Source organism: Acinetobacter sp. Ag2, from assembly GCF_001005515.1.
GTDB classification, from domain to species: domain Bacteria; phylum Pseudomonadota; class Gammaproteobacteria; order Pseudomonadales; family Moraxellaceae; genus Acinetobacter; species Acinetobacter bereziniae.
The window spans coordinates 45458-57195 of record NZ_LBNA01000031.1; the positions used below are offsets into that span (position 1 = coordinate 45458).

Sequence of the window (11738 nt, forward strand, 5' to 3'; positions counted from 1 at the left end):
ATAACTCGTCTAGGATGATGTATGTCTAAAACGAAACAACCAACAGCCAAGCAATTGCTTTCGGTCATTCAAACACAGACGGCAATTGCTAAATTGGGTTTAGACATCAATGCAGTAATGACATTGGTGGCTGAACAAGTTCAACTGATTACTCAAGCCAAAGGGGCAATTGTAGAACTCGCTGAGCATGGGGATATGGTTTACCGTGCTGTATCGAATGGTGCAACTGCATTTCTGGGTCTACGTTTAAAAATGGATTCTAGCCTTTCTGGGTTGTGTATAGCTCAAAATCGCACACTTTATTGTAAAGACAGTGAAGTAGATGAGCGTGTTGATCGAGAGGCATGTAGACGAGTTGGTTTACGTTCAATGGCTGTCGTTCCATTGATTCATTCTGATGAACCGATAGGTGTTTTAAAAATCTATTCAGAACGTGTAAATGCATTTAAAGACGCCGATATCAATTTATTGACACTGATGTCGGAGTTGATTGCCGCGGCAATGTATCATGCTTCGAAATTTGGTGCGCAAGAATTATATAAATTAGCAACGCAAGATACTTTAACTGGGTTGGCTAATCGTGCTTTGTTTCTGGACTGTTTAAGACAAGGGGTAGAAAAAGCAAAACGTACTCAAAAACTTTTGGGAATATTGATGATTGATATGGATGGATTAAAGCCAATCAATGATCAATATGGTCATCGTTTAGGTGATGAAGCGTTAAAGGAAATAGGGAAGCGTATTGTAAGTATTACTCGGCAAGATGATTTAGTGGCACGTTTAGGTGGTGATGAATTTGCGGTAATCTTAAGTAGCTTAGGTGATCAAGATTTAGCAAAGAAAGTGATGAATCGTATTGTAGAGGCATGTGGACTACCGTTTGTATTTGAAAATGTTAGACTGAATATGGGGGCAAGCGTCGGATTGGCGTTTTTTCCTGAAGATGCATTGGAACTGAATAAGTTGATCGAGTTCGCTGATCTTAAAATGTACGAACATAAACGTGCCCGTAAAGTGATCAATTTGAATGTATAAATGTAAATCCCTATTTTAATCTCTGAGGGTTTCCATGAGATTATTGATAGTGACTACTCAAAATATCTTTATAGGCTTGGGAATGATGTAACCAAGGTAAATGACCAGAATTTACAACATTAAAGACAGTTGCTGTCGGGTAACGATCAATTACAAAATGTTTGCTGTTGGTGTATATGTCCTGATCGCCATATAGGATGGTAATTTTAAAATCAGCTTGAGTTAAACCTTTGAGCAGTGGGTATTTGATAATTTCAGCTCTGGTTCTATTGATGGGTTTTGCTTTTAATAAGGAAAAATCTTCGGTCTGTTCAATATTTTCTGTTGAGATAAAGTCTGCATGATAGTTTTTCATGACTTGTTTAAAGAGATGTTGATAAGCTTTATCAAAACCGAGCATTCCTAAAAAACTATATATTCCCATTTTTGTCCATTGCCAAGAACTGACCTTGGATTTATTGAATTGCATCACTTCGTTTTCAGTTTGCTGCCACTGTGTGTTTGTTCCAGATCCCGGGTTACATAAAAACAGACTGAGTAAATGATCGGGATATTTTTCTGTATAGACTTGAGCGTAAAGTCCACCCCAAGAATGTCCCCATAAGTGAAACTTATCAATTTTATAAAATTTACGTACCGTTTCAATATCATTGAGATATGCCTCTAATGAGTAATCTCCGCTTATACACGGGGATTTTTTTGTACCTTTTTGATGAAATACAATGATTTGAAACTGGTGCTTGAAATATTCTATAACTTCTGTAAGGTCACTTGGAAAACCCGGTCCGCCATGCAATAAGATAATGCTTTCTTTTCCAAGTAGGGGATAGATACGGCTAAATAAAGTATCACCACGATAATCAAGGATACTTGATTCTAAATACTTATGTATTTTTACAATCTGGGTATTTGAAGGTTGTTTTAAGGTTTCTTTTGTAATTTTTGTCATGTTCAATACAGCCCTGCCTTGAGTTTAAATTACTTAAAAATTTTTTAAGGTAAAAGAATCTCGTTATTTAAGAATAATTTTTCCGCTCTAAATAGGTTTAGCTAGAGAGATCGATAATTTATTTAATATTACCGAATAAAAAGCATGATTTGGTGGAAGAAAATTCAACGATTAGGATGAATTTTTGTACTGTTGATAATGTGTGATATTTGATTATGTTATTAATTTTATTTGATATTTTTTCTATTTTTGCAGTTTGTCAGATTTTAATTTTATGATTTATCCAAGTAAAATCAGAGGATCATTATTTTATTAATGAAGTAAAAGTTAAAACTTGATCAATTGAACATGCTTTGTGGCAAAAAATCAGTTCTATTGATTACTCGACATCACACTGTTACCCATCAGCATGATTTTTAATCTATATCTGGCAATGATGGGATGTGCTTAAACTTTTCAGAATTTTTTGTTTGAAGATTTTTAAGATTTACCAATCAATAATGATAAGATGCCAGCTGCAATCAGTGGACCCACAGGAACACCTCTCAGTAATGCTACTCCAGCTACTGTACCTATCAATAAACCTGCTACGACATTGGGTTGGCTGGTCATTAAGGAAACTCCGCGACCACCTAACCATGCGACCAATAGTCCAATTGCAATTGCAGTCAGAGATTTCCAGTGCATAAATGATTTTAGGATGACATCGCCTGGAATTTTCCCACTGGCAATCGGGGTAAGAACACCAATTGTTAAAATGATAATTCCGACCTCCAGACCGTGAGTTTGTAATAAAGGAAAAAACTCACTTAATGGTGTGATTCGAAAGACAATTAATACGCCAGCAGCGATAGTCACTGCTGTATTGTGACTGAAAATACCACAAGCCAATAATACAAGAAGCACGATTAAATTTAGATCTAGACTAGAAAGGCTCATTAATATTCATCATTTACAATTCATTCCAACAGCGCATTATACTAAAAACAACACAGGTAGGGCGTGAAGAGATCTATTTATTCGTATTAAAATTCTCAATAAAAGCAAATCAGTGCGCTGAAATATTGAAAGGTTTATTCTCCAATAAGTTCCATTGGTACTCAAAATCTTGCGCAAGTTTTGCTAAATTTGTAGATTTAAGTTGCTGTATTAAAATGTTTTGTGCTTCTAGCATTGCTTGATTTAAAGCAGTGTTTACCACACGTTCAACAAGACAGTTGGGCGTTTCTTGCTCATTCCCCATGGCAAAAATGGTGGGTTCACCGACAGCCTGATAAATATCATATAACGAAATTTCATTTAAATTTTGGATTAATGTCCAACCACCGCCGGGTCCTTTATCTGCATGTACAAATCCCGCTTTTTTTAAACCCGACATAGTACGTCTAACCACAACAGGATTGGTGTCGAGCATTACTGCAATCTGTTCGGATGTGAATGGTTTTTTTTCACGTGCCATATGTAATAGCACATGCAACATCCGGGAAAGTTTACTGTCTTTGCGCATGATATGCACACTCCTTAATTTAGTATTAATTGTAACATCAAAAGTTGCAATTTTAAAAATAAGGCAATATAGTAACTTTAAAAGTTACATATAGGAATTTAAAATGAAATATGACGTGATGATCATTGGTGGAAGTTTTGCAGGTTTATCTGCGGCTTTACCTTTAGCAAGAGCTAGAAAAAAAGTATTGGTGGTAGATGCGGGTTTACGTAGAAATCGGTTTGCGGCGCATTCGCATAATTTTCTGACCCGAGATGGACAGGAGCCTTCTGCAATCATTGCGGAAGCAAAGCAACAGTTAGGAAAATATTCAAGCATTAGTTGGTTGAATGCATCTGTTATCAACGTACAGGCAATGAATGATCATTATGAGGTTTTTACAGAAGATGAAAATAATAAGCGCGACCTGATTCAAGCTGAAAAATTGATTATTGCAGCAGGTGTGAAAGATGATTTACCTGAAATAGAAGGCTTGACTGAGCGTTGGGGAAAGAGTGTATTCCATTGTCCATACTGTGACGGCTATGAATTAAATCTTGGTCAACTCGGGATGTTATATTCTGGTTCGCATTCTCTTCATATGGCTTTAATGCTACCTGATTGGGGCAATACAACATTATTCCTCAATGCTGCAGTTTCAATTGATACAATCGAGCCTGCAATTTTGGAGCAATTAAATCAACGCCATGTGAAGTTAGATACTCGTAAAATCGCCAAGATCGAAAATCACTGTGACTTGAAATTTGAAAATGGTGAGCAAACTCAATTGGATGGATTATTTGTCTCTACTTTTATGAGAATTAATTCACCTTGGATTAGAAAACTAGGTTTGGATATAGACCGTAATGAATATAGTGAAGCAATCTTAACCAATGCTACAAAACAGACCAATTTAAAAAACATTTACGCATGTGGGGACATCACACGATCAGGTGGTTCTGTTGCATTCTCTGTTGCTGATGGTGTAATGGCTGGGGTAGCAGCGCATAAATCATTTGTATTTGGAGGCTAGTGTCTATGCATGATGAAGTGATCATGCTGATAAAATACGAATCTCGATTGGGTTTCGATTCACGATACTTTAAACTGTGTCGTGAATTTTTAAGGTATTGATTTATGTTTTTGGAAAAAATGTTGCAATCACAAGGTTTTGGTTCTAGAAAGCATTGCCAGCAATTAATCAAGAATGGTGCAATTCAAATTCAAAACGAGGTTATTACTGATCCAAAGTTTAAACTTGATTTAGATCATTTAGAATTTTCGGTGTATCAGCAAACATTTCAATATCGAGAAAAAGTTTATATCGCTTTAAATAAACCGCAGAATTATGAATGTTCACATCAATCTACTCATCATTTCAGTGTTTTTGATCTGTTTGATGATGTATTGATGAATCGTGGTCTACAAAGTGTAGGGCGCTTAGATCAGGATACCACAGGTTTATTACTATTCACTGATGATGGTCAGTTTTTACAAGCCTTGACGCATCCTAAAAAGCATGTGCCTAAAGTTTATCAAATACAAACTGTTGATCCGATCACGGATGAGCAAATTCAACAACTTGAACAAGGCGTTGAACTGCGTAATGAAAAAGGGCTTTTTGCAGCAACAGATGTACAACGTCTTGCTGAACATGCGTTAAAAATAACTGTACATCAAGGTGTTTATCATCAAGTGAAACGAATGCTTGCTGCGGTAGGCAACAAAGTTGAGCGTTTACATCGTGCCCAAGTAGGACAATTGGTACTGAATGATTTGCCTGAAGGAGAATGGCTATATCTAAATGAAGCTCAAGTGGTGGCTGCAAAAAATAAATCAGATGATTTATCAGAAGTTTAATCATAGTCAATAAAGTCTGAGGCTTCACTGATGATTAGCTTTAAATAGCTTATAGTCAAACTGTCTGATTATTCATACAAGCAATTTGATTTCAATCATTCATACCTAATGAGCTTTATGATTTTTATACAATTTACTAGAAGATTTGGTGATTCATTTATTTTGGACTTTTGAATTATCGATGTTCGGTGTAGCGTGAGGCGACATGGATGTCGCCATGTTGAGTGGGATATATGAGCAAAAACAAAGCACTGCTTTATTTACATCGCAAGAGTACTATTGCATACACAAATCTATTTAAACTTTTGAGATATAAACTGTGGCAATGAAAGCTTTATTGCACTTCATCTGACAATCTAACAGCATTAATAATCCAAAATTCACCTTTTAGTGTTAAAACTAAAACGCCTGCAAGAAATAGAATTACTTCAAGAAACAATGATAGGTTTGAAACTCGTTATCTTTGACAAAACCCATTTGTTCGTACAATTGATGGGAATGGTAATTGTTTTTTTGTGTTTCTAAACTAATACGCTGTGCATCTTCATGTCTTGCAAATAGAATGGCTGTATCAATCAGCTGTTTGGCAGAACCTTGTCTGCGATAAACCGGAGTGACATATACATCATCTAAAATATAGTATTTAGAACAGGATACAGATGTAAAACCCTGATAAAGTAGAACAAAACCTGTAAAAACATCATCTTTTACATGAATAAAGATGACACTTTCCTTATTCTCAAAACGTTGTTTAAGAAAATCAAGAGATTGTTTAAGATTGGAAGATGCACCATAAAATTGGCGATATTCATCAAATAAAACAGCAAGTTGATCTAAATCTTCTTTGGTCGCGCGTCTCACGATCATTTATATACTCCTTGCAATGATTTTTTATCTTTGCAAAAGAGCATAACTAAAAAATAGAAAATTAAAGTAAATGAATTGTTTAAAATTGCGACACTGTTAATTTTTGTCACTTTCCCCCAAGATCGCATTTAACTCTGCAAACAAATCTTCGTCATCATCACTTAAGTCAACAGCAGTACTTGTTTGTCCATTCTGTTGTTCTTGCTTGAGTTTTCTTAATTTTAATATCTGGTCCATATTGATATTTTGGTTTTCAATTGCAAATGGAATAGATTTGGTGATTACGACTTGTTTAAAAAAAAGTCGAACTGCTTGAGCAGGGGTGATGCCTAATTGTTTAAAAACGGCAAAAGCAAGTTTTTTTTCTTGTGAATCAAGGCGTACTTGATAAACTTCGGTTTTTCTCATGAATGTTAACCAAACAAAATTTAAGTTTGAATGCCTATTTTAATCAAAGCTTGCGTAATTTCAATCTCTAATCATCAAAAAGTCCTATATTTGTCATTACGTCAACATTACAGTGTCAATTCATAGGCAGAACAAAAACATAACGCTTGCATTGTAATCGGATCAATAAACTCAATTTTCTGGGCTAAAAGTTGTAAAGGTTGTGAGAAATCATGAGGATCTTTATGCACTACAGTCGGATAAAATGGATCATTTTTAATGGGCAAATTCAGCCAATTGAGATGTACACGTAGTTGGTGCTGTTTTCCTGTAATCGGCTTTAATAAATATTTAGCCCATACCTGATCATGTTCAACAAGATGAATTTCAGTTTGTGAGTTAGTTATGCCTTCGGTCACTTTCATGGTGTAGAAAGGTTCACCTTTCTCCACTCTTAATGCAACCTGACATGGGAAGCTGAGGTTTGGGTTATAAGCAGCAATGGCATGGTAGGTCTTTTTTACCTGACGATCAGCAAACATTTGTTGGTAAATACCACGAGTTTGTGGACGCTTGGAGAATAACACGACTCCTGCTGTTTCACGGTCTAAACGATGTATAGGTGTCAAGTCTGCATTATTGGTGGTTTTTTTTAAGCGAACTAAAAGGGTCTCTTGAATATATTGTCCTGATGGGCTAATGGTTAGAAAGTGGGGTTTATCAACCACCAGTAGATCATCATTTTCATAAAGAATTTTTTCCTGAAATGGCACCTGAATTTCGTGGTTGAGAAAACGATAATAATAAATATGAGTATGTTCGATATAAGGGTGCTCTATACTGAGGGTTTGACCTTGCATATCCAAAATTAAATGATCATCAAAACGCTGCCTCCATGCATTGGCAGTAATATGTGGAAAGTGCTCGCACAAAAATACAAATAGACTTTGCGGGGATTTTTCTAATTGAGGTAAATATACTTTAGATGCTGTTACACCATCCCTCATTGGTGGTTGAAAGTCAGAAAGAGAAGTATATTGTTTCATGGTGATACTGGATGTCATTAAGATTGCAATTGCTATTGAAGTCAGCTTGAACAGGTCAAAACATGATTTCTCAACAATGCAACATAGGTTTTAAAGTCGTGCAATGCTATCATATTGTCTGGTTTGAATCATGTTGTGAGCGTTATGCAGTATTCCTCTAAATTAAGTCTAAGCAATGAACAAGACACTCAAAAGTTAGCGCAAAAACTGGCGCAACATATTGCAAAAGGCGTAATTTATCTCATCGGTGATCTTGGCGCGGGTAAAACAACATTAACGCGCTATTGGTTGCAAAGCTTAGGGCATCAAGGTGCAGTTAAAAGTCCAACCTATACATTGGTGGAGCCTTATAGCATTCAAGCTAAGGATGTATTTCATTTTGACTTGTATCGTTTAAATGATCCTTATGAATTAGAATTAATGGGAATACGTGATTATTTAGATCAAACAGATGCATTATTCTTATTTGAGTGGCCTTCGAAAGGCGGAGATGAAATTCCAAAAGCTGATCATGTTATTACGATCTTAAAAGGAGCAGATGAAACTGTGCGTGAAGTGAGCATAGAAAGTACATCTTCTCAGTTGGTTCAAGAATTAATGCACTTTTAATTCAGTTAAATTCTAACTATAAAAAAATTTCGTTTTTAGATTCATTTAATGATCAGGTGAATTGAATGCAACATGAAGATATCAGTTTAAGACGTATCCAAACTTTAAATCCAGCATTGGCGAACCAAATTGCAGCAGGCGAGGTAATCGAACGCCCATCTTCTGTGGTTAAAGAGTTAGTTGAAAACTCAATTGATGCCGGTGCGACTGAATTGATTGTTCGTGTTGCTAATGGAGGGAGTACGCTCATTGAAATTATTGACAATGGGCGAGGCATTCATCCTGAGGATTTGGCGCTTTCCGTAACACGACACGCAACCAGTAAAATTCAGTCTGCTGAAGATTTACACGCAATAGTAAGTTTAGGTTTTCGTGGTGAAGCACTGGCATCGATTGCTGCTGTTTCTCGGTTAACCTTAACCAGCAGCCAAGATGATTCAGGTGTTGGCTATCAGCTTGAAGTAAATGGTACGGCGTTTGATCATCAGGATATACAGGCAGTTGCAGCGCAACAAGGCACACATATTCGTATTCAGGATTTATTTTTTAATGTACCGGCACGCCGCAAATTCTTAAAAAAGCCAGGAACTGAATTTGGACATATCGAAGAAATTGTCCGCCGTATGGCATTGACCCATTTTGATATACGTTTTGTGTTGGAACATAACGATAATATTCGTTTGAACTTACCTATTGCCGACAGTGGTGAGTTACGATTTCAACGTGTACAGCAATTATTGGGGCGTCAATTTACTGAAAATGCTTATTGGATTGATGCCGATAGTATTAGTATGCGTTTATCAGGTTGGTTGGGACATCCTTCAGATGCTCGTGCCCAAGCGGATTTGCAATATGTTTATGTGAATGGACGCATTGTTAAAGATAAAACCATTTCACACGCGTTACGCATGGCATACGATGGTATTCTCCACGGACATCAACATGCTGCATATTTGCTTTTTTTAGAAGTTGACCCTGAAAATATTGATGTCAATGTTCATCCTACTAAACATGAAATTCGTTTTTTAAATCAGCGTGAAGTACACGAATTTGTACGCCATTTTGCTAAAGAAACCCTGTCAAAATTTCAAACAGCGACAGCAGAATTAGCTTCGGCAATGAAGCAAGAGGAATCTCAACAAAATCATTGGCAACAACCTCAACCGCGTTATCAAGAGCAGTTTCAGCTTCATCGTGATCGCACAGTATCAGATACTGTCAATCAACAGCAGGAGTATGAAAATAGCCTAAGCAATTTAGATTCTCGGATTTTGCAAAATGATGGTTTAACAGATTTTAGCCATACACAACCGCAAACTGTACATTATGCTGCAAATCAGCCCCAACAGCAGTATCATGGCTCACAGCAGCTCAATAATGCCTTAAAGAGCTATTTGGCACCGCTCCGTGAAAATAGTGATATTGCCGAATTGGATCAACCACTCACAGATCAAGCCTCTTATGATCAGTCTGTACAGCAAATTGTCAATAAGTCTAATCAACCACAGGTTGATGAATATCCTTTAGGTATTGCTATTGCACAATTGCACGGTATTTATATTCTTGCGCAAAATACTGAAGGATTGATTATTGTGGATATGCATGCTGCGCATGAACGTATTCTTTTACAACAGATGAAATCTGCATGGGACAAACCTGAGTTTTGGACTTCTCAACAATTGCTTATTCCTAAAGTGATCTCAATTACACGTATGCAGGCCACACGTGTTGATGATTTAAAACCTCAACTTGAGCGTTTAGGTTTGGAAATAGATCAGTATGGGGATGATCAGGTCATTGTCCGTGGCGTACCTGCAATTTTACATAAAGCTGACTTTGGTGCTTTAGTTCCTGAATTGCTGAATGATCTTGACCCGAACGATGAAGCACAAGCACTTCAACAAAAGCGAGATCAAATTTTGGCAGGTATGGCTTGTCATGGTGCAGTAAGAGCACACCGCATGCTAAGCCTGTCAGAAATGAATGCTTTATTGCGTCAGATGGAACAAACTGAATTTGCCAGCCAATGTAATCATGGTCGACCAACATGGCGTGCATTTCCACTTTCACAACTGGATAAATTATTTGCTCGAGGAGAGTAGTTTTACATGTCGAATCAATTGCCCGTCATCAATTTAATGGGACCAACTGCAAGTGGAAAAACCGCTTTGGCATGTGAATTATATGAACAGGGGAATTATGAGTTAATTTCTGTGGATTCTGCACTGGTTTATCAAGAGATGGACATTGGAACAGCTAAGCCAACAAAAGCGGAACAGGAGCGTTATCCGCATCATTTAATTGATATTATTACACCATTAGAAGTTTATTCTGCGGCAGAGTTTGTTGAAGATGCAAGTCGTTTGATTGATGATATTCATGCAAAAGGGAAAACACCCATCTTGGTGGGTGGAACAATGCTTTACTTCAAGGCATTGCTTGAAGGTCTTTCCAGTAACCTACCGAGTGCTGATTATGAGATTCGCGCTGCGATTGAGTTAAAAGGCGAAACTGAGGGCTGGCAGGCAGTCTATGATGAATTAAAATCAGTAGATACACTGGCAGGTGAAAAGTTTAAGGTCAGTGATAAACAACGAATTATTCGTGCTTTAGAAGTTTATAAAATCACAGGTCGTCCAATTACACAATTACAGGCAGAACAGCCTAAAAAGCAACCTTATCGTTACAATTTTCATAATTATGCTTTAGTCCCTGACAGAGTAGAATTACATAAACGGATCGAGTTGCGATTGGAAAAAATGTGGGAAATCGGTTTTTTAAATGAAGTCGAATACCTTATGAAAAAATACGATCTCGATGAAAATTTACCCTCAGCACGCTCGGTTGGTTACCGTCAAGCGATAGATTTTTTAAAAAACAGTGATTTGAGTCAAGAAAAAATGCAAGAAATGAAGGATAAAGCGCTATTTGCGACACGACAATTAGCCAAACGTCAATACACTTGGTTACGTTCTTTGCAAGAATTACACTCTTTTCAAACTTATTTCACGATAAAGCAAGCTCAAGAAGACTTGCGAAACTTATACGGATAAAGCAAAATTTAACAACTGCCTTTTTTATAAATTTTAATTGAAAAATAAAGGCAGTTTTTGCGCTGATTTTAAATTTTTTTTTGGAGTATAAAATGTCTAAAGGTCAAACTTTACAAGATCCGTTCTTAAATTCTCTCCGTAAAGAACGTATTCCGGTTTCTATCTTTCTTGTAAACGGTATCAAATTACAAGGTCACATTGAATCTTTTGACCAGTATGTTGTTTTGTTGAAAAACACTGTAAGCCAAATGGTTTATAAGCATGCGATTTCTACTGTTGTACCTGCACGTAATCCACGTCCTGCTGGTGCTCCTGCTGGTGCTCAAGGCGCTGCTGGTGGTTTCGGTGGTCAAGCTGGTGGCTTCGGTGGTCAAGCTGGTGGTTTCGGTAGCCAAGGTGGCTTCGGTGGTCAAGGTGGCTTCGGTGGTCAAGGTGGCTTCGGCGGT

General features: G+C 37.0%; 13 protein-coding genes. 7 read left to right on the forward strand and 6 right to left on the reverse strand.

Going from position 1 to position 11738, the window contains the following annotated elements:
* Positions 1-21: 21 nt before the first annotated feature.
* On the forward strand, positions 22-1035 hold the full coding sequence (locus tag AAV97_RS03530) for a sensor domain-containing diguanylate cyclase (protein ID WP_009586550.1): 1014 nt from the start codon (positions 22-24) through the stop codon (positions 1033-1035).
* A 40-nt stretch (positions 1036-1075) separates the two neighbouring features.
* Here the strand turns inward: AAV97_RS03530 and AAV97_RS03535 are convergent, their stop codons facing one another.
* The 3 genes from AAV97_RS03535 to AAV97_RS03545 all read right to left on the reverse strand — a co-directional run bounded on the left by AAV97_RS03535 (position 1076) and on the right by AAV97_RS03545 (position 3491).
* Entirely contained in the window at positions 1076-1984 is a 909-nt protein-coding gene (locus AAV97_RS03535; protein WP_046759829.1) for an alpha/beta hydrolase, read from the reverse strand.
* A gap of 480 nt (positions 1985-2464) precedes the next feature.
* Positions 2465-2923 carry a DUF441 domain-containing protein gene (locus AAV97_RS03540; RefSeq protein ID WP_004831027.1) on the reverse strand — a complete coding sequence of 153 codons (459 nt, stop codon included), beginning with the start codon at positions 2921-2923 and terminating at the stop codon, positions 2465-2467.
* A gap of 109 nt (positions 2924-3032) precedes the next feature.
* On the reverse strand, positions 3033-3491 hold the full coding sequence (locus AAV97_RS03545; protein WP_004831026.1) for an Rrf2 family transcriptional regulator: 459 nt from the start codon (positions 3489-3491) through the stop codon (positions 3033-3035).
* 103 nt (positions 3492-3594) lie between these two features.
* On the opposite strand from AAV97_RS03545, the gene AAV97_RS03550 reads away from it, so the two are divergent.
* Both AAV97_RS03550 and AAV97_RS03555 read left to right on the forward strand, forming a co-directional pair.
* Positions 3595-4503 carry an NAD(P)/FAD-dependent oxidoreductase gene (locus tag AAV97_RS03550; protein ID WP_046759830.1) on the forward strand — a complete coding sequence of 303 codons (909 nt, stop codon included), beginning with the start codon at positions 3595-3597 and terminating at the stop codon, positions 4501-4503.
* Positions 4504-4607: 104 nt separating this feature from the next.
* Positions 4608-5330, forward strand: a complete 723-nt coding sequence (locus AAV97_RS03555; protein WP_005029299.1) for a pseudouridine synthase — start codon at positions 4608-4610, stop codon at positions 5328-5330.
* A 423-nt stretch (positions 5331-5753) separates the two neighbouring features.
* Here AAV97_RS03555 and AAV97_RS03560 read toward each other — a convergent pair whose 3' ends face one another.
* The 3 genes from AAV97_RS03560 to AAV97_RS03570 all read right to left on the reverse strand — a co-directional run bounded on the left by AAV97_RS03560 (position 5754) and on the right by AAV97_RS03570 (position 7648).
* Positions 5754-6197 carry a GNAT family N-acetyltransferase gene (locus tag AAV97_RS03560; protein ID WP_004831023.1) on the reverse strand — a complete coding sequence of 148 codons (444 nt, stop codon included), beginning with the start codon at positions 6195-6197 and terminating at the stop codon, positions 5754-5756.
* Between the two features lie 96 nt (positions 6198-6293).
* Positions 6294-6605 carry a type II toxin-antitoxin system RelB/DinJ family antitoxin gene (locus tag AAV97_RS03565; RefSeq protein WP_004831022.1) on the reverse strand — a complete coding sequence of 104 codons (312 nt, stop codon included), beginning with the start codon at positions 6603-6605 and terminating at the stop codon, positions 6294-6296.
* A 107-nt stretch (positions 6606-6712) separates the two neighbouring features.
* Positions 6713-7648 (reverse strand): pseudouridine synthase, encoded by a 936-nt coding sequence (locus AAV97_RS03570; RefSeq protein ID WP_416202210.1) that lies wholly within the window; start codon positions 7646-7648, stop codon positions 6713-6715.
* Between the two features lie 126 nt (positions 7649-7774).
* On the opposite strand from AAV97_RS03570, the gene tsaE reads away from it, so the two are divergent.
* From tsaE to hfq, 4 genes are all read left to right on the forward strand, one after another.
* Positions 7775-8239, forward strand: coding sequence for a tRNA (adenosine(37)-N6)-threonylcarbamoyltransferase complex ATPase subunit type 1 TsaE (gene tsaE / locus AAV97_RS03575; protein WP_042087244.1), 465 nt, complete (start codon positions 7775-7777; stop codon positions 8237-8239).
* Positions 8240-8304: 65 nt separating this feature from the next.
* Entirely contained in the window at positions 8305-10341 is a 2037-nt protein-coding gene (mutL, locus tag AAV97_RS03580; RefSeq protein WP_046759831.1) for a DNA mismatch repair endonuclease MutL, read from the forward strand.
* A gap of 6 nt (positions 10342-10347) precedes the next feature.
* The gene (gene miaA / locus AAV97_RS03585; protein WP_004831018.1) at positions 10348-11292 is read left to right on the forward strand and encodes a tRNA (adenosine(37)-N6)-dimethylallyltransferase MiaA; all 945 of its coding nucleotides are present in this window, start codon (positions 10348-10350) and stop codon (positions 11290-11292) included.
* Between the two features lie 92 nt (positions 11293-11384).
* The coding region (gene hfq / locus AAV97_RS03590; protein WP_046759832.1) for an RNA chaperone Hfq at positions 11385-11738 on the forward strand (354 nt) is incomplete at its 3' end.